Genomic DNA, 18,952 nt, shown 5'->3' on the forward strand with positions numbered 1-18,952 from the left:
CGGGCGTGCCCGCGAAGGGGCCGGAACAGGCGACATCAGTTACCGGGCAGATACGGCCAGTCATCAGCCACCAGAAACACCCGCTCTGCCTCCTGCCAGGCACCCTCGGCATCAGGCTCCAGTCGTACCAGCAACTGCGCCGGTGCCTGCTGCTCCAGTACATGCAGCCACGCCGCAAACTGCTCCGCCTGCCAGCACTCACCTGACTCCACCCTAGCCGGCGCCAGCCAGGCATGCCGCTGCAGCGGCTGCCAACGCTCGCCCTCGGCCATCACCCAGTCCCGCCGACGAAGCCAGCGCCCGCGCAAATGTTGCGGGTTGGCGCCCTCCGGCGCCTCGGCATGCCCAGGCCATGGATAGAACAGGTACCCACCCAGCCACATTTGCGCCTGCACCTGCTCCACCCCTAGCGGCGCCAGCGCCTGACGGCTGTGCGCCCCCTTGGACATGGGCAACTGGTGCCCCGCCAGGTGCGCAAGCTTGGTCCCCAGCCGGTCATGACAACCTGGCCCCAGCCAGGCATGGGGATCGTGCCCGGCGCCTTCCGGGCCCAGGTACAGCTTGATCGCCAGTTCCAGGTGGTGCACGCCGTCGCAGTCGCGCAACACCACGTCGAGCTCGCCCAAGGTGCGCCCACCGTCGCGAATCGCCAGGTTGGCGGCCAGCAGCTCGATGCCTGGCGCCTGGCCCAGGGCAAATTGCCACAGGCGTTCGTAGTAATGCCCCAGGCGCCGGCTGCCCAATTGCGCCAGCCACTCGCGCAACGGTCGGTCATCGGCATCCAGGGTCCGCAACCATTGTTCAAGGCGTTGCGGCTGCTGCGCCCACAAGCTGCCCGCCAGCGGGTGTCGCTGGGGGCAGGGCGGGGCGCTGAGCAGGGGCGGCGACAACAGGGCCCATGCCAGGTCACGCACGGTGGGGTGCTGCAGTTTGCGGGGCAGGTCGTGAAGCTGGGCGAATGGCGTCATCCTGCGAGCATAGCCGGTTTGCCGCTGCCCGGTGGTTTCGCCCATAATCGGCGCATCGTCACCCGCCGCAGAGCCTCGCAGGAGCCCCATGGAGCAATTTCGCAATATCGGTATCATCGGTCGCCTTGGCAGCTCGCAGGTGCTCGACACCATTCGCCGACTGAAAAAATTCCTCCTCGATCGCCACCTGCACGTGATCCTTGAGGACACCATTGCCGAAGTGCTGCCCGGCCATGGCTTGCAGACGTCCACCCGCAAGCTGCTGGGCGAGGTCTGCGACCTGGTCATCGTGGTCGGCGGCGACGGCAGCCTGCTGGGCGCTGCCCGTGCGCTGGCCCGGCACAACATTCCGGTGCTGGGTATCAACCGTGGCAACCTGGGTTTTCTCACCGACATCCGTCCCGACGAGCTGGAGCAGAAGGTCGCCGAAGTGCTCGACGGCCACTACCTGGTGGAAAACCGTTTCCTGCTGCAGGCCGAGGTGCGTCGCCACCACGAGGCCATCGGCCAGGGCGATGCGCTGAACGACGTGGTGCTGCACCCGGGCAAGTCCACGCGCATGATCGAGTTCGAGATCTACATCGACGGCCAGTTCGTCTGCAGCCAGAAGGCCGACGGCCTGATCGTCGCCACCCCCACCGGCTCCACCGCCTATGCGCTGTCGGCCGGTGGCCCGATCATGCACCCCAAGCTCGATGCCATCGTCATCGTGCCGATGTACCCGCACACCTTGTCGGGCCGGCCGATCGTGGTGGACGGCAATAGCGAGCTGAAGATCGTGGTGTCCAAGGACCTGCAGATCTACCCGCAGGTGTCCTGTGACGGCCAGAACCACTTCACCTGTGCCCCCGGCGACACCATCACGGTCAGCAAGAAGCCGCAAAAGCTGCGCCTGATCCACCCGCTGGACCACAATTACTACGAGGTCTGCCGCACCAAACTGGGTTGGGGCAGCCGCCTGGGGAGCAGTGACGACTGATGCTCGATCCGGCGCGAAGTTTTGACATCATCGGCGACGTGCACGGCTGTGCGCTGACCCTTGAACGCCTGCTCGACGCCCTCGGATACAAGCGCGTGGCTGGCGTGTGGCGCCACCCGCGACGTCAGGCGCTGTTCCTTGGCGATATCGTCGACCGCGGGCCACGCATTCGCGAGGCGCTGCACATCGTCCACGACATGGTCGAAGCCGGCCAGGCGTACTGCATCATGGGCAACCACGAATACAATGCCCTGGGCTGGGTCACCCCGGCGCTGCCTGGCAGCGGCAAGGCCTATGTCCGCGAACACACACCGCGGCATGCCCGGCTGATCGACGAAACCCTCACCCAGTTTGCCCAGCACCCCGGCGATTGGCACGATTTCGTCAACTGGTTCTACCAGCTGCCGCTGTTCATCGACGCAGGGCGCTTCCGTCTGGTGCACGCCTGCTGGGACCCGCGGCTGATCGAGCCGCTGCGCCAGCAATACCCCGACGGACGCATCGATGAACACTTCATCCAGGCCTCGGCGGTCAGTGGCAGTTTTGCCGACACAGTGTGCAACCGCCTGTTGCGCGGTACCGACATGCGCCTGCCGGACGGGCTGACGCTGACCGGCGGCGACGGCCTGACCCGCGCGTTCTTCCGCACCAAGTTCTGGGAAGAAGACCCGAAAACCTACGGTGACATTGTGTTCCAGCCCGATGCCCTGCCCGAGGAAGTGGCCAGCACTCCGCTCAGCCACAGCCAGAAGAACGCCTTGCTGCGTTATGACGAAGACCAGCCGATGCTGTTCGTCGGGCATTACTGGCGCAGCGGCCGCCCGGCACCGATCCGCGCCAACCTGGCCTGCCTGGACTACAGCGCCGTGCTCTACGGCAAGCTGGTCGCCTACCGGCTGGATGATGAAACCCGTATCGACCCCCACAAGTTCGTTTGGGTCGACGTCGACCGCCCACAGGCCAACCAATGAACATTATCGAAGTGATGCGCCTGCCGCTGTCGGTCGACCTCAGCGGCTTCGTCCACCTGTTGCAACGCCTGCAGGTGCCGCACCGGGTCAGCGAGGAGGGTGATGCCCAGGTCCTCTGGGCCCCCGACACCCTGGCCGAAGATGTGCTGCAGCTCTACCAGCGCTACCCCGACGGCAACGCCGACCTGCCGGCCACCGCCGACCCTGTAGGGGCGGGGTCACCCGCGAATGCCCCCACACAACCTTCCCTGGTAGCCCAGGCCAAGGCCTGCAAGATCACCACCCTGACCCTGCTACTGTGCTTCATCGTCGCCGGCCTCACGGGCCTTGGCGACAACTTCACCACCATCAGCTGGTTCACCTTCCTCGACTTCCGTGTCCAGGGCGACTACCTGTACTTCAGCCCGTTGGCGCAAAGCCTGGATGAAGGCCAGTGGTGGCGCCTGGTATCGCCCATGCTGCTGCATTTCGGCGTGCTGCACCTGGCCATGAACAGCCTGTGGTACTGGGAGCTGGGCAAACGCATCGAACTGCGCCAGGGCCCGTGGGCGTTGCTGGGCCTGACCCTGCTGTTCAGCCTGGTGTCCAACCTGGCCCAGCACTACACCAGCGGGCCGAGCCTGTTTGGCGGTCTGTCCGGCGTGCTGTACGGCCTGCTCGGGCATATCTGGCTGTACCAGTGGCTGGCGCCTGACCGTTACTTCAACCTGCCCAAGGGCGTGCTGGTGATGATGCTGATCTGGCTGGTGGTATGCCTGACCGGCGTGGTCGGCACGCTCGGCCTTGGCCAGATCGCCAATGCCGCCCACGTCGGCGGGCTGCTCATCGGATGCCTGACCGGGCTCTTGGGTGGGGCGCTGGCCCGGCGTAAACTGTCGGCTTGAATCAGGAGACACTATGTCCACTTTCGCGCAAATGATTGAAAACATCACCCCGGAAATCTACCAGAGCCTGAAACTGGCCGTGGAAATCGGCAAATGGTCCGACGGCCGCAAGCTCACCGCCGAGCAGAAAGAGCTGTCGCTGCAGGCGGTCATCGCCTGGGAGATGAAGAACCTGCCCGAAGACCAGCGCACCGGCTACATGGGCCCACAGGAATGTGCGTCGAAGTCCGCGCCCATCGCCAACATTCTGTTCAAGTCGGACTCGGTACATTGATCGAACTCGCACGTGGCTCGTTGAGCAAGATGGCCGTAAGCCTGCAGGCACCGGTGGTGCAGTACAGCTTCCGCCTGGATGACACCCAGGTGCCGGTCAACCCCATGATCGGCCAGCGCCTGCGCCTGGAATACCTCGGCGCCATTCATTGCAGCCATTGCGGCAAGCGCACCAAGACCAGCTTCAGCCAGGGGTACTGCTACCCGTGCATGACCAAGCTGGCCCAGTGCGACGTGTGCATCATGGCCCCGGAAAAATGCCACTACGACGCCGGCACCTGCCGCGAACCGTCGTGGGGCGAACAGTTCTGCATGACCGACCACGTCGTCTACCTGGCCAATTCGTCGGGGATCAAGGTCGGCATCACCCGTGCCACCCAGCTGCCTACCCGCTGGCTCGACCAGGGCGCCAGCCAGGCGTTGCCGATTATGCGCGTGGCCACCCGGCAGCAATCGGGCCTGGTCGAAGACGTGTTGCGCAGCCAGGTGCCAGACCGGACCAACTGGCGCGCGCTGCTCAAGGGCGATGCCGAGGTGCTCGACCTGCCGGCCATCCGGGAGCAGGTCTTCGAAGCCTGCGCCGACGGCCTGCGCGAGCTGCAGGGGCGCTTTGGCCTGCAGGCGATCCAGCCGCTGCCGGACGCCGAAGTGGTGCAGATGAACTACCCGGTCGAGGCGTACCCGAAGAAGATTGTCAGCTTCAACCTCGACAAGGACCCGGTGGCCGAGGGCACGCTGCTGGGCATCAAGGGCCAGTACCTGATCTTCGACACCGGTGTGATCAATATTCGCAAGTACACGGCCTACCAGTTGGCCGTGCTCCAGTAAAAAGGACCTGCACATGCGTACCGAACAACCGCAAGTGATCTACCTCAAGGATTACCAGGCGCCGGAGTACCTGATCGACGAGACGCACCTGACCTTCGAGCTGTTCGAGGACCACACGCTGGTTCACGCGCAACTGGTCATGCGTCGCAACCCGGCACGCGGTGCCGGCCTGCCGCCACTGGAGCTCGATGGCCAGCAGCTGGAACTGCTGCGCGCCTCGCTGGATGACCAGGAACTGCAGCCAGGCGAGTACCAGCTCGACGCCGACAGCCTGACCGTGCAGCCCAAGGCCGAGCGCTTCACCCTCGACACCAGCGTGAAGATCCACCCGGAAAGCAACACCGCCCTGGAAGGCCTGTACAAGTCGGGCAAGATGTTCTGCACCCAGTGCGAGGCGGAGGGCTTCCGCAAGATCACCTACTACCTCGACCGCCCGGACGTGATGAGCACCTTCACCACCACGGTCATCGCCGAGCAGCATCGCTACCCGGTCTTGCTGTCGAACGGCAACCCGATCGGCAGCGGGCCGGCCGAAGATGGCCGCCACTGGGCGACCTGGGAAGACCCGTTCATGAAGCCGGCCTACCTGTTTGCCCTGGTGGCAGGTGACCTGTGGTGCGTTGAAGACAGCTTCACCCGCCAGTCCGGCCGTGAGGTGACCCTGCGTATCTACGTCGAACCCGAGAACATCGACAAGTGCGACCACGCCATGGTCAGCCTGAAAAAGTCCATGCGCTGGGACGAAGAAGTCTATGGCCGCGAGTACGACCTGGACATCTTCATGATTGTTGCGGTCAATGACTTCAACATGGGCGCCATGGAAAACAAGGGCCTGAACATCTTCAACTCCAGCTGCGTGCTGGCCCGCGCCGAAACCGCCACCGATGCTGCGCACCAGCGCGTCGAAGGGGTGGTCGCCCACGAGTACTTCCACAACTGGTCGGGCAACCGTGTCACCTGCCGTGACTGGTTCCAGCTGTCGCTGAAGGAAGGCTTCACGGTGTTCCGCGATGCCGAGTTCAGTGCCGACATGAACTCGCGCACGGTCAAGCGCATCGAAGACGTCGCCTACCTGCGCACCCACCAGTTCGCCGAAGACGCCGGCCCCATGGCCCACCCGGTGCGCCCGGACAGCTTCATCGAAATCTCCAACTTCTACACCCTGACCGTCTACGAGAAGGGCGCCGAAGTGGTGCGCATGGTCCGTACCCTGTTGGGGACCGAAGGCTTCCGTAAAGGCAGCGACCTGTACTTTGAACGTCACGATGGCCAGGCGGTAACCACCGACGACTTCATCAAGGCCATGGAAGACGCCAACGGCGTCGACTTCACCCAGTTCAAGCGCTGGTACAGCCAGGCTGGCACCCCACGTCTGGAGGTCAGCGAGGCGTATGACGCCGCCGCGCAGACCTACAGCCTGACGTTCCGCCAGAGCTGCCCGCAGACCCCGGACAAGGCCGAGAAACTGCCGTTCGTGATCCCGGTTGAGCTGGGCCTGCTGGATGCCGCTGGCAACGATCTGCCGCTGCAGTTGGCTGGCGAAGACGCTGCTCAAGGGAGCAGCCGCGTGCTGTCGGTGACCGAGGCCGAGCAAACCTTCACCTTCCAGGGCATCCAGTCCAAGCCGCTGCCATCGCTGCTGCGTGGCTTCAGCGCCCCGGTGAAGCTGAGCTTCCCGTATGACCGCGACCAGCTGATGTTCCTGATGCAGCACGACAGCGACGGCTTCAACCGCTGGGAAGCGGGCCAGCAGCTGTCGGTGCAGGTACTGCAGGAACTGATCGGCCAGCATCAACGCGGCGAAGCCCTGAAGCTCGACCAGCGCCTGATCACCGCCCTGGGCACTGTGCTGGGCAATGTATCGCTGGACCCGGCCATGGTGGCCGAAATGCTCTCGCTGCCAGGCGAGGCGTATCTTACCGAGATCAGCCAGGTGGCCGACGTCGACGCCATCCACGCCGCCCGCGAGTTCGCACGCCAGCAGATCGCCGAACACCTGTTCGACGCCCTGTGGGCGCGTTACCAGGCCAACCGTGAAGTGTCGCGCAGTACTGCCTATGTGGCCTCGGCCGAGCACTTTGCCCGCCGCAGCCTGCAGAACATCGCCCTGTCGTACCTGATGCAGAGTGGCAAGCAACAGGTGCTGGACGCGACCCTGGAGCAGTTCGAGCACTGCGACAACATGACCGAGCGCCTTACCGCGCTGGCGGTACTGGTCAACTCGCCGTTCGAGGCTGAGCGCGCCAAAGCGCTGGAGGCCTTTGCCGAGCACTTCAAGGACAACCCGCTGGTCATGGACCAATGGTTCAGCGTGCAGGCGGCCAGCACGCTGCCGGGCGGGCTGGCGCGGGTCAAGGCGTTGATGCAGCACCCGGCCTTCACCCTGAAGAACCCGAACAAGGTGCGTGCGCTTATCGGTGCTTTTGCCGGGCAGAATCTGGTCAACTTCCATGCTGCCGATGGCTCCGGGTATCGCTTCCTGGCGGACCTGGTGATCGAGCTGAATGCGCTGAATCCGCAGATTGCCTCGCGGCAACTGGCGCCGCTGACCCGCTGGCGCAAGTATGACGATGCGCGTCAGGCGCTGATGAAGGGTGAGCTGGAGCGCATTCTGGCTTCGGGTGAGTTGTCCAGTGATGTGTATGAGGTTGTGAGCAAGAGTCTGGCGTAATTCTTGTGAATTGGGGCTGCTTTGCAGCCCTTCGCGGGTGAACCCGCTCCTACAGGGGGGCGTAACCTTGTAGGAGCGGGTTTACCCGCGAAGGGCCGCCCAGCGACCCCGGCTTTCCTCAGCCGACAACAAAACATAACACCCCGCCCGTTGTATTCCCGCAAACATCCCCGCTACGATCTCCTCAAGCTATTGCAGGCCTCTAGATCAGGCTTTTGGCAAAGCCTGCAATGCATTGACCCACCAACAAGAACACAACAAGGGGGCAGTCATGAGGGAACAGTTACGTACGCCAGCCAGGCGTGGTGCCTGGCCATGGGCAGCCAGCGCGATGCTGGCACTGGCATTGGGGGTGTGGGCCGACAGCGTCCAGGCCGCAGCAGCCGACCAGTACTCCACCGAATCGGCCAAGGCCAGCCAAAGCCTGTTGATCGACGCCACCCATGCCGGCAAGCGCCTGGTGGTGGTGGGTGATCGCGGCCACATTCTGTTCTCCGACGACCAAGGCAGTACCTGGACCCAGGCCCGGGTACCCACCCGGCAATTGCTCACTGCCGTGTTCTTCCTCGACGACAAGCGTGGCTGGGCCGTCGGCCATGACGCGCAGATCCTCGCCAGTAGCGACGGCGGCGCCACCTGGAGCAAGCAGTTCGAAGACCTCGCCCGTGAAGCGCCCTTGCTCGATGTCACTTTCCTCGACGCCCAGCACGGCTTTGCCGTAGGGGCCTATGGTGCCTTGCTGGAAACCACCGATGGTGGGCAGCACTGGCAGGATGTGGCTGAACGGCTGGACAACCCGGACCAACTGCACCTGAACGGTATCGCCCAAGTGCGCGATGCCGGCCTGTTTATCGTGGGTGAGCAGGGCGGCATGTTCCGCTCCACCGACAACGGCCAGACCTGGACCAAGGTCCAAGGCCCGTACGAGGGCTCGCTGTTCGGCGTGATCGGCACCGCCAGGCCGCAGACCCTGCTGGCCTACGGCCTTCGCGGCAACCTGTTCCGCTCCAGCGACTTCGGTGACAGCTGGCAGCCGATCGAACTCAAGGCCGCGCGCGGTACCCTGGAGTTCGGCCTGGCAGGCGCTACGCTTGTCGATGATGGCAGCCTGGTGCTGGTCGGCAATGGTGGCAGCGTACTGCGCAGCACGGACGACGGCCAGACCTTCAGCGTGTACAACCGCGCCGACCGCCTGGCCCTGGCCGGCGTCAGTGGCCTGGCCAACGGCGGCCTGCTGCTGGTGGGGCAGGGTGGTGTGCACCTGGCCAGCGCCGACGGGGCTGATCAGCCTGCCCCGGAGGTGCGTCCATGACCAGCAGGGAGAGCATTACCATGCACCCGCATCACCAGGATAAAGCCACGCTGCTCGAACGCCTGATCTTCAACAACCGCCCAGTGGTCATCGCCCTGTGCGTGCTGGTCAGCATTTTCCTGTTCTGGCAGGCCACGCAGATTCGCCCGTCCACCAGCTTCGAGAAGATGATCCCGCTGCAGCACCCATTCATCGAGCAGATGATGGAGCACCGCAACGACCTGGCCAACCTCGGCAATACCGTGCGCATCTCGGTGGAGGCGGTGAACGGTGACATCTTCGACAAGGACTACATGGAGACCCTGCGTCAGATCCATGACGAGGTGTTCTACATCCCCGGTGTCGACCGGGCCGGACTGAAGTCACTGTGGAGCCCCAGCGTGCGCTGGAGCGAGGTCACCGAAGAGGGTTTTTCCGGTGGCGAGGTCATCCCTAACACCTACAACGGGTCGCAGGACAGCCTCGATACCCTGCGCGACAACGTGCTCAAGTCAGGCCAGGTGGGGCGCCTGGTAGGCAACAACTTCAAGTCCAGCATCGTCGACGTGCCGCTGCTGGAGAGCTACCCCGACCCGCAGGACCCGGGTAAACAGGTGAAGCTGGACTATCAGCAGTTCTCTCACTTGCTGGAGGAGAAGATCCGCGACAAGTTCCAGGCGCAGAACCCCAATGTAAAAATCCACATCGTCGGCTTTGCCAAGAAGGTTGGTGACCTGATCGATGGGCTGGTGATGGTGGCGATGTTCTTCGGCGTGGCCCTGGTGATCACCTGGGTGTTGTTGTACTGGTTCACCTGGTGCATCCGCAGCACTGTCGCCGTGCTCATTACCACGCTGGTGGCGGTGATCTGGCAACTGGGGTTGATGCATGCGGTAGGCTTTGGCCTGGACCCGTACTCGATGCTGGTGCCGTTTCTGATCTTCGCCATCGGCATTTCCCACGGGGTGCAGAAGATCAACGGCATCGCCCTGCAGTCGAGTGATGCCGACAATGCCCTTACCGCCGCCCGGCGCACATTCCGTCAGTTGTTCCTGCCGGGAATGATTGCCATCCTTGCTGACGCAGTGGGCTTCATTACCCTGCTGATCATCGACATCGGGGTGATCCGCGAATTGGCCATCGGCGCCTCCATCGGCGTGGCGGTGATCGTGTTCACCAACCTGATCCTGTTGCCGGTGGCCATCTCCTACGTGGGCATCAGCAAGAAGGCCATCGAGCGCAGCAAGAAAGACGCGACCCGCGAGCACCCGTTCTGGCGCCTGTTGTCGAACTTCGCCAGTGCCAAGGTGGCGCCGGTGTCGGTGGTGCTGGCGCTGCTCGCCTTCGCCGGTGGCCTGTGGTACAGCCAGAACCTGAAGATCGGCGACCTCGATCAGGGCGCGCCGGAACTGCGCCCCGACTCGCGCTACAACCAGGACAACAACTTCATCATCAGCAACTACTCGACCAGTTCCGATGTGCTGGTGATCATGGTCAAGACGCCGTCGGAGAAGTGCTCGGTCCACTCGACCATGGCGCCGATCGACGAGCTGATGTGGACCATGGAAAACACCCCTGGCGTGCAGTCGGCGATTTCCCTGGTCACCGTTTCCAAACAGGTGATCAAGGGCATGAACGAGGGCAGCCTGAAATGGGAAACCCTGTCGCGTAACCCGGACATCCTCAACAACTCCATCGCCCGGGCTGACGGCCTTTACAACGGCGACTGCTCATTGGCACCCGTGCTGGTGTTCCTCAATGACCACAAGGCTGAAACGCTGGAGCGCGTCACCGCCGTGGCCAAGGCGTTTGCCGACAGCCATAACAAGGAAGGCCTGCAGTTCCTGCTGGCGGCGGGCAACGCCGGTATCGAGGCAGCGACCAACGAAGTGATCAAGTCGGCCGAGCTGACCATCCTGATCCTGGTGTACATCTGCGTGGCAGTGATGTGCCTGATCACCTTCCGCTCGTTCGCCGCCACGCTGTGCATCGTGCTGCCCCTGGTGCTGACCTCGGTGCTGGGCAACGCGCTGATGGCCTACATGGGCATCGGGGTGAAGGTGGCGACCTTGCCGGTGGTGGCGCTGGGGGTGGGGATTGGCGTGGATTACGGCATCTACATCTACAGCCGGCTGGAAAGCTTCCTGCGTGCGGGGCTGCCGTTGCAGGAGGCCTATTACCAGACCCTGCGCTCGACGGGTAAAGCCGTGTTGTTCACTGGCTTGTGCCTGGCCATCGGCGTATGCACCTGGATCTTCTCGGCAATCAAGTTCCAGGCTGATATGGGGCTGATGCTGACCTTCATGCTGCTGTGGAACATGTTTGGCGCGCTGTGGCTGCTGCCGGCGCTGGCACGGTTCCTGATCAAGCCGGAGAAGATGGTGGGCAAGGAGGGGGGCTCGATTTTCGCCCATTGAATCGCAAGGGGGCTGCAAAGCAGCCCCCGGGTTATAATGCCGCCACATCTCCCACAGGTACCCCCATGTCACCCCTCGCCACCGCCCTGCAGTCCTGCGACATGCTCCTGATTGACGGCCTGCACGCCTTCGATTTCACCGCCGACGCATCCGGTCTCACCGTCGAATGCATGGACGGTCGCCAGCTTCGCCGCTGGTCCTTCACCCCCGAACAAGTCGCTGCCGCTATCGCCACCGGCGATGAATGGCAACTCAACGATGCCAACGGCGAGCATCGGCTAGTCTGTATGAGTGCCTTTCGTGCCCCGGATGATGACCAAGATGAACCGGACCTGGACAAGCCTGCTGACCGCTAGCCTGATGAGCCTGACAATCTCCGCCCACGCTGCCACCTTGCTGGTGGGCAGCTACACCGATGGCGCCAGCCAGGGTATCTACCGCTATCAGTTCGACGACAAGGCCGGCCAAATCGGCCCCACACCCCTGCAGGTGGTGAAAAGCGTCAGCCCTTCGTGGCTGGTGCTGTCGGCCGACCAGCGTCAGCTGTTCGCGGTGAATGAGACCCCGCAGGGCCATGCCAGCAGTTTCAGCATCAGCAGCAAAGGCGAAATCAAGCCGCTCAACCAAGTCGTCACCCAGGGCGACGAGCCCACCCACGCCAGCCTCAGCCGTGACCAGCGCTACCTGTTCGTGGCCAACTACGCGGTCAACCCCGACCCCGGTGGCAGCCTGGTGGTGATCCCGGTGGCCAAGGACGGCAAGCTCAAGCCCGTGGTGCAACAGGCCCGGCATAAGGCGAGCGGGGTCAACCCTGAGCGCCAGGCCGGTGCCCACGTGCATTCGCTCGTGCTGTCGCCGGATGGCCAGCACCTGTATGCCAGCGACCTGGGTGCCGACAAGGTGTTCATCTACCGCTACGACGGTGCCAGTGTGGACCACCCGCTGACAGCGGCGATACCTGCGTCCGTGGCCTTGCCGCCGGGCAGCGGTCCGCGTCACTTGCTGTTCGACGCCAAGGGCCAGCACGCTTACCTCACCCTGGAAATGAACGCCGAGGTGGTGATGTTCGATGTGCAGGACGGCAACCTGGTTGAACGCCAGCGCTTACCCCTGACCGAGCGCCAGGAGGCCGCAGCGAAGGCTGCTGGTGGCTTGCACCTGTCGGCGGACGGGCGCTTCCTGTACGTGAGCAACCGTGGCACGGCCAATGAAATTGTGGCGTTCAGCGTGGGCAAGCAGGACGGCCAGTTGACGTTCCTGCAGCGTCGCCCGGCAGAAGGTGATCACCCTCGGGAGTTTGCCCTGGACCCGAGTGACAACTTCCTGCTGGTGGCCAACCAGAAGAGCAACCAGATCGTGGTGATACGTCGCGATCCGCGCAGTGGCAAGCTGTTGGAGACGGTGCAGACGCTGAAGCAGGATGCACCCTCGGACCTCAAGTTCATCGAGTGATATCGATCAGCGTGATAATCGGTACTGCCGCAATGAATTTTTGCGTGCGGCCTCGGCGGCGTAAGTTTGACCCAAGGCCCAGAAGGGCCACCGTCAAACCACCGCCGTCGAGGTCAACCCAGATGAACTTCAATCTCTTCCCGGTTATTGCCGCATCCGCCATTTCCGCATCGGTCGTCCTGCCAGCGCATGCCCATGCCGACAGCAGCAAGGCTTCTGCCACCCACAGCTACACCGAGCAGTACCTGCGCCAGAGCGCCAATTTCCATGCGGCCCTGAGTGGCAAGCACCACCACTGAGCCTTGTGCGGTGTCCTGTAGGAGCGGCCTGTGTCGCGACAGGGCCGCAAGGCGGCCCCCGGCTATCTCGGCTGTGATGTAGATATTTGGGGGACGCTGCGCGCCCCTATCGCGACACAAGGCCGCTCCTACAAGGTATCGCGTGAACTCATTTGGCCATCACTGACCTGAACAGCTCCGAAGCCAGCCACCCCTCCAGCCAGCTCCGCACACGCGGATAAGCCGCCTCGGCGAACCACTGCGGTTCGACCCCGGCAAACTGGCGCATCAGGGGCAGCAACGCGGCATCGGCCATGCTCGGGTGGTCGGCCAGCAGGTAAGCCCGCCCCACCAGCAAGCCTTCGAGCTCCGCCAGCCAGGCCTCGGCCTGCTGGCGGTAATGCTCGCGGGAATGCTCCGGGTAACGTTCGGCATACTTGTACAGGTTCACGTGCGCCTTGAACGTGGTGTCATTGCGCGCAATCAGCGTTTCAGCCTGCTGCGCAGCTGCAGGGTTGGCCTGTAGCCGCCAATCCTGCGGGTCGTTTTGCGTCAGCGCCCAGCGCATGATGTCCAGGCTCTCTTCCAGTACCTCGGCACCGGTGTCCAGCACCGGTACCGTGCCCTTGGGCGACAAGGCCAGCAGCTCTGCCGGCTTGTTCTTCATCGCCACTTCGCAGATCTGCACCTCGCAGCCGGCATAGCGCAGGGCCAGGCGCGCACGCATGGCCCACGGGCAGCGGCGGAACGAGTAGAGGATCACCCGCACACCTCCACGTCACTGAGGCCATTACCCTGGCGCCGCACCTGGATCTGCACCGGGATGCGCTCGTGCATTTCCTGTACGTGGGAAATCACCGCCACTTTGCGACCCTGGGCTTGCAAGCCGTCGAGGGCGTCCATTGCCAGTTGCAGCGACTCGGGGTCGAGGCTGCCGAAGCCTTCGTCGATGAACAGCGACTCGATACGCAAGGTGCTGGACGCCATCGACGCCAGGCCCAGGGCCAGGGCCAGCGACACCAGGAAGGTTTCCCCGCCCGACAACGAGTGCACCGAACGCAGTTCGTCGCCCATCTCGGTGTCCAGCACCAGCAGGCCAAGGGCGCTGCCGCCGCGCTTGAGGCGATAGCGACGGGCCAGCTGACGTAGCTGGGCGTTGGCGTGGTGCAGCAGCAGGTCAAGGTTGTAGCCTTGGGCGATCTTGCGGAACACATCACCGGAGGCCGAACCGATCAGGGCATTGAGGCGGGCCCAGCGTTGCCACTGCTGGTGGGCCTGTTCGATTTCTGCCGCCAGCGCCTGGTGGGCCTGCTGCCGGCGCTGGTCGTCGGCCTGTTGTGCACGCAATTCGGCGCATTGCTGCTCATGGTTGGCCAGGCGCCCGCGCAGCTCGGTCAGGGCGTGTTCCAGGGCTTCGGCCGGGGTGTCCACGGTCATCTGTGCAGCGTGGTGCTGCAGGCGCTGTTCGCGCTCCTGCAGCAGCACACGGCCCTGCTCGATGGCTTTTTCCGCGCCTTGCAAACGCTGGCGCAATTCATTGACTTGCGCGTCATCCATGGCCAGCAGGCGATCGAGGCCGGCATCGTCCAGTTCCGGATGCTCGCTGCGCCACTGGGTGATCTGGGCCTGCAACTGTTGGCATTCGGCATCCAGTGCTTGTTGTTGCTGGGTATTGGCTTTGAGTTCGCTGGCCAGTTGCACGCCTTGGGTGCGTAGATCTTGTAGGCGCTGGGCGGTGTCGGCATTGAGGGCGCGGGCTTGTTCCAGCGTGGCTTCCATATGCTGCTGCCAGGCTTCGGCACTGGCATGTTCGCCAAGCAGCTCGCCGAGCGACGTCTGGGCCTGCTGGCGCTTCTCGTCGAGGGCCGCGAGCGTGTGTTGCAACTGCTGCAGGCCTTGCACGCGCGCCTGTTGCTGATCGCGCAGTTTGTCCAGCTGGGCTTGGCGGGCCTGCTGCTCTTCCAGTTCGTCCTTGCGCTGGTCCAGTTGCTGCAGGCGCTGGGCAATCTGCTGGTCGAGGGCGAGGAAGGCATTGGCCGGATCTTCGTTCAGGGCCTTGAGGGCTTCCTTGGGCAAGACACCGGCCAGGTCGTCAAGGCCTTGCTGCAACTGTTGCTCATCGTTGGCCAGGGCCTGGTGCTGTTGCTCCAGATGGCGCTGGGCCTGTTGCTGGGCGTCGTGGGCCGCCTGCAATTGCTGGTTCAGGCGGGCGGCGTCTTTTTGCAGGGCCAGCAGGGCGCTCTGGCGTTTCTCGTCCTGGCTGATTTCTTCATCCAGGCGACGCAGCTGGCTGTCGAGCCAGGCGCTTCGGGCCTTGTCGTCCTGCGGGGCGAAGGCTGGCCACAGGCTGTGGGCCTGTACCTGAGCCACCAGTGGTTGCAACTGTTCGCCCAGGTGCTGCTGTTGCTGCTGGAAGTCCTTGAGCTGGGCATTGACCACACCCAGCTGGGTACGCAGCTCCACCAGCTTGCTGTTGAGCGTTTCGACCTGCTTCTGCGCGGCGTGCTCTTCGGCCTGGTCATGGCGACCCAGGCTCTGCAGCAGCGCTTCTGGCTGATGGAAGGGGTGTTCGGCGCTGCCACAGACCGGGCAGGGTTCGCCGTCACGCAGTTGTTCACGCAGTTCTTCGACGCTGGTGTTGCGTGCCAGACGTTGCCGTTCCAGCAGTTGACGGGTGAGCGTCAACGCCTGTTCGGCGGCCTCCAGCTCGGCCTTGGCGGCGGTGCCTTCGGTAATCAGTTGCTGGCGTTGCAGCATGGCCTGCTGCTGCCGTTCGCGCAGGGCATCCAGCTGCTGGCGCAGCTCCTGTTCGCGGCCGTACAGGCGTGACATTTCCTCTACGGCGCGCTGCTGTTTGCGGTTGTCCTGCAGCATGCCGCCGAGCAGGTCGATCTGCTCGGCCAGGGCCTGGGGTTCGGCCTTGGCTTCACGGAACAACAGGTCGTAGGCGTCGCGCTCGGCCTGCAAGCGCGCATTGGCCTGGCTGGCCTGGGCCTGCAAGCCGGGTAGCTCTTCTCGGCCCTTGGTCAGCCGGCCACCTATCAGCATCACCTGCTTCAGTTGCGGCAGGTAGGCGTGCCAGGCATTGGCCAGGTCCGCCAGGTGCTGGCTGTCGGCAAGCGCGGTGTCGATCTGCGCCAGTTGCTGCACGCTGCGCTGCTGGTTGTCTTCCAGCTGCTGCAATTGCTGCTGGCCGTCAGTGACCTGCTGTTGCGCCTGCTGGTCGATGCTGCGCTGGGCGGCCAGCTCTTGGTCCAGGCGTGCCAGCGTATCCTGGGTGGCAAAGGCCTGGCGCAGGCGCGGCGCGTTCTCGCCGTGCTCGGCCTGGCGGTCGGCAAGCGCTTGGCGCGTAGTGTCCAGCGCCTGTTCGAGTTCGCGGGTGCGCACCTGCAGTTCGGCTTGCTGCTGTTGCTGTTCGGCCATCTTCGCGGCCACTGGTGCCAGCTGTGCGCTCAGGGCCTGTCGGCGATGGAACTGGTGACGCTGCGGGGCCAGGCGCTCCAGGCGTGCCAGGTCCAGGCGTGGTTCGGCCAGCTGTTGCCAGTTCAGTTCGGCGGCCTGCAGCGTGGTATTGGCTTCGGTGTATTGGGCTTGTAGCTGGCGTTGTTCATTCAGCCAGTTGCGTTGCTGCTCCAGCTGGCGCTCGCCGGCCTGGTCGGCCTTGAACTGCTGTTGCGCCTGCTCCAGGCGCTGGTCGAGCTCGGCACGGGCCTCGGCAGCCATCGGCAGCAGATGGCTGGCGCGTTCTTTCAGGGCGTTGTGTGCCTCGCCGGCTTCGCGCGCCTTGCTGAAGGCACGCTGGCCCAGGCGGGTGTAGATCGCGGTGTTGGTGAGCTTTTCCAGCAACTCGCTGCGGTCTTTGTCGTCGGCTTTGAGAAACGCGCCGAACTCGCTCTGGGCCAGCATCACCGCACGGGTGAACTGCTCGAAGTTCAGGCCCAGGCGGGCTTCGACCAGTTGCTTGTATTCGTTCTTGCCACTGCCGAGCACTTGCTCGCTGTCGAGGTCGTAGAAGCTCTGACGGCTGTGTTGCAGTTTGCCGTTGGCCTTGTCGCGGGCGCGGTTGGCTTCCCAGCGGGCGCGGTAGCGGCGGCCGTCGATGCCGACGAAGTCGACCTCGGCAAAACCGCTGCCGGTGCCACGGCGCAGCAGGTTGCGCGGGTCGGAGGTGGGGATGTCGCCGTCGGCATCCGGCACCTTGGCCTCACGGCCAATGGCATTGAGGCGCGGCACGGTGCCGAACAGCGCCAGGCACAGGGCGTCAAGCAAGGTGCTCTTGCCAGCACCGGTAGGCCCGGTGATGGCGAACAGGCCAGCGCTGGCCAAGGGTTCTGCGGTGAAATCGATGTCGATCGGGCCGGCCAGCGATGCCAGGTTCTTCAGGCGGATGGCGAGAATCTTCATGGCTGTTCCTCTTCCTGCTGCACGTCCTGCAACAGCAGGGCGAAGTCGGCCAGCGCCTGCTCGTCGGCGGGGTTGCCGTAGGCTTGTTCCCAGGCGCGGCTGAACAGGTCTTGCGGGGTCATCTGGGCCAGTTCGACAAAGGCCAGGTCATCGTCTTCGGCGTTGTTGCGGCCGGCGTACTCGGCGCTGATACGGATCAGCCGTACCGCCTTGCCTTCAAGCGCGGTTTCGATCTGCTGGCGCAGGTCGGGTTGCGGCTCGTCGAGCATCACCCGCACCTCCAGCCAGGGCTGGCGGTTGGGGTCTTCAAGCAGGTCGATCACTGGCAGGTCGGCCAGTTGCTGCAACAGCTCGCCCAGCGGTGCCGGGCCCACCCGTTGCAGGGCCACGGCGCGTGGAACGGGGCGTGGCTCGACGCTGACCAGGCCGTTGCCGTCCAACTCCACTTCCAGGACCTGGTGCGGGTAGTTGATTTCGGCGAACGACAGCGGGATTGGCGAGCCGCTGTAGCGGATGCGCTCTTCGCGGTTGACCTTCTGCGGCTTGTGCAGATGGCCCAGGGCGACGTAGCTGATAGCCTTGTCGAACAGCTTGGCCGGCAGCGCCTCGGCGTTGCCGATGATCAGGCTGCGTTCGGAGTCTTCCGACACCGCGCCACCGGCCATGTGCGCGTGGCTGATGGCGATCAGCGCCTGGTCTTTCTTGCGTTTCTTCAGGGCGGCGGCGATCAGTTGCTGATGCACCAGGGTGATGCCTTGCAGGTAGTCGTCACCCAGCTGCGGGCCGGTCACTTCGGCCGGGCGCAGGAACGGCAGGGCCAGGCACCAGGCAGCGACCTTGCCCCGGCCGTTGGTCAGAGGGATCAGCAGGCGCTCGGCATCCAGCTGGCCCTCGTCCAGCCAGTGCACACGGCCCAACGCATGGGTGCGCAGGCGGCGCATGAGTGCGGCGGGCAGCTCGATGCGCGAACCGGAGTCGTGGTTGCCGGCGATCATCACGATGTCCAGCTTGGGCTGTTGCTCATGGGCCTGGACGATGAAGTCGTAGAGGCGTTCCTGGGCTTTGACGGGCGGGTTGACGGTATCGAAGATGTCGCCCGCAATCAGCAGCGCATCCGGCTGGCGCAGGCGCAGCTGGCCGAGCAGCCAGTCGAGGAAGCAGGCGTGTTCGAAGTCGCGTTCCTGGCCGTGCAGGCTTTGGCCCAGGTGCCAGTCGGAGGTATGAAACAGACGCATGGATGACCTGTTGGTGTCGAGTCGAGCAAGCGAGGGCTTGGCTTGGGTGATGGGTGTTGCGCAAGGGCGGTATGGTAACCCAAGCACGGGGCCGCTGTGCGGCCCGAAAGTTCAGCGCTTGCTCTCATAGGCACACGGTGCTGGTTGTCCTACAGGCAAGCCCGCGCATTAAACCCTTGTTCATGGATGGCATTTTCCAGGCGTTGACGCGGGTTGCCACGTTGGTTCCATGAAAAGCTGACATTGATAGCAGGGTGTCGCTCATCTCGGTTTGCCCCACGGAAGTGTCGCGGCAAAGCAC

General features: G+C 64.1%; 15 protein-coding genes. 11 read left to right on the plus strand and 4 right to left on the minus strand.

The features are described 5' to 3' along the window. Positions 1–35 precede the first annotated feature (35 nt). Positions 36–1,058, minus strand: coding sequence for a DUF1853 family protein (locus ACF8FG_RS13755; RefSeq protein WP_041167046.1), 1,023 nt, complete (start codon positions 1,056–1,058; stop codon positions 36–38). On the opposite strand from ACF8FG_RS13755, the gene ACF8FG_RS13760 reads away from it, so the two are divergent. From ACF8FG_RS13760 to ACF8FG_RS13810, 11 genes are all read left to right on the plus strand, one after another. Further along, a complete protein-coding gene (locus tag ACF8FG_RS13760; RefSeq protein ID WP_003247220.1) occupies positions 1,057–1,947 on the plus strand; it encodes an NAD(+) kinase in 891 nt (296 codons plus the stop codon). The genes ACF8FG_RS13755 and ACF8FG_RS13760 overlap by 2 nt on opposite strands. Continuing rightward, positions 1,947–2,918 (plus strand): metallophosphoesterase, encoded by a 972-nt coding sequence (locus tag ACF8FG_RS13765; protein WP_014591876.1) that lies wholly within the window; start codon positions 1,947–1,949, stop codon positions 2,916–2,918. The genes ACF8FG_RS13760 and ACF8FG_RS13765 overlap by 1 nt, the downstream gene beginning before the upstream one ends. Beyond that, entirely contained in the window at positions 2,915–3,802 is an 888-nt protein-coding gene (locus ACF8FG_RS13770) for a rhomboid family intramembrane serine protease (RefSeq protein ID WP_014591875.1), read from the plus strand. The genes ACF8FG_RS13765 and ACF8FG_RS13770 overlap by 4 nt, the downstream gene beginning before the upstream one ends. A gap of 13 nt (positions 3,803–3,815) precedes the next feature. After that, a complete protein-coding gene (locus ACF8FG_RS13775) occupies positions 3,816–4,076 on the plus strand; it encodes a YeaC family protein (RefSeq protein WP_003247224.1) in 261 nt (86 codons plus the stop codon). Continuing rightward, a complete protein-coding gene (locus tag ACF8FG_RS13780; RefSeq protein ID WP_003247225.1) occupies positions 4,073–4,903 on the plus strand; it encodes a DUF2797 domain-containing protein in 831 nt (276 codons plus the stop codon). The genes ACF8FG_RS13775 and ACF8FG_RS13780 overlap by 4 nt, the downstream gene beginning before the upstream one ends. A gap of 13 nt (positions 4,904–4,916) precedes the next feature. Next, a complete protein-coding gene (pepN, locus tag ACF8FG_RS13785; RefSeq protein WP_019437975.1) occupies positions 4,917–7,574 on the plus strand; it encodes an aminopeptidase N in 2,658 nt (885 codons plus the stop codon). 271 nt (positions 7,575–7,845) lie between these two features. Next, the gene (locus ACF8FG_RS13790) at positions 7,846–8,886 is read left to right on the plus strand and encodes a YCF48-related protein (RefSeq protein WP_019437976.1); all 1,041 of its coding nucleotides are present in this window, start codon (positions 7,846–7,848) and stop codon (positions 8,884–8,886) included. A 20-nt stretch (positions 8,887–8,906) separates the two neighbouring features. Then, positions 8,907–11,282 (plus strand): RND family transporter, encoded by a 2,376-nt coding sequence (locus ACF8FG_RS13795; RefSeq protein WP_033724861.1) that lies wholly within the window; start codon positions 8,907–8,909, stop codon positions 11,280–11,282. Positions 11,283–11,347: 65 nt separating this feature from the next. Next, on the plus strand, positions 11,348–11,638 hold the full coding sequence (locus tag ACF8FG_RS13800; RefSeq protein ID WP_014591870.1) for a DUF5629 family protein: 291 nt from the start codon (positions 11,348–11,350) through the stop codon (positions 11,636–11,638). Then, the gene (locus tag ACF8FG_RS13805; protein WP_237141830.1) at positions 11,604–12,734 is read left to right on the plus strand and encodes a lactonase family protein; all 1,131 of its coding nucleotides are present in this window, start codon (positions 11,604–11,606) and stop codon (positions 12,732–12,734) included. Before ACF8FG_RS13800 ends, ACF8FG_RS13805 begins: the two co-directional genes overlap by 35 nt. Positions 12,735–12,856: 122 nt before the next feature. Then, entirely contained in the window at positions 12,857–13,033 is a 177-nt protein-coding gene (locus tag ACF8FG_RS13810; protein ID WP_003247232.1) for a hypothetical protein, read from the plus strand. Positions 13,034–13,181: 148 nt separating this feature from the next. On the opposite strand, the gene ACF8FG_RS13815 is transcribed toward ACF8FG_RS13810, so the two are convergent. Genes ACF8FG_RS13815 through ACF8FG_RS13825 form a run of 3 tightly spaced genes read right to left on the minus strand, consistent with a single transcriptional unit; the run spans position 13,182 to position 18,651 of the window. Then, on the minus strand, positions 13,182–13,775 hold the full coding sequence (locus ACF8FG_RS13815) for a glutathione S-transferase (protein ID WP_014591868.1): 594 nt from the start codon (positions 13,773–13,775) through the stop codon (positions 13,182–13,184). Beyond that, positions 13,772–17,416, minus strand: coding sequence for an AAA family ATPase (locus ACF8FG_RS13820; protein WP_392518882.1), 3,645 nt, complete (start codon positions 17,414–17,416; stop codon positions 13,772–13,774). Before ACF8FG_RS13820 ends, ACF8FG_RS13815 begins: the two co-directional genes overlap by 4 nt. Beyond that, a complete protein-coding gene (locus tag ACF8FG_RS13825; RefSeq protein ID WP_318078490.1) occupies positions 17,413–18,651 on the minus strand; it encodes an exonuclease SbcCD subunit D C-terminal domain-containing protein in 1,239 nt (412 codons plus the stop codon). The genes ACF8FG_RS13820 and ACF8FG_RS13825 overlap by 4 nt, the downstream gene beginning before the upstream one ends. Between the last annotated feature and the right edge of the window lie 301 nt (positions 18,652–18,952).

Origin of the sequence: Pseudomonas sp. YQ_6, from assembly GCF_043103245.1 — a bacterium.
Taxonomy (GTDB): Bacteria; Pseudomonadota; Gammaproteobacteria; order Pseudomonadales; family Pseudomonadaceae; genus Aquipseudomonas; species Aquipseudomonas alloputida.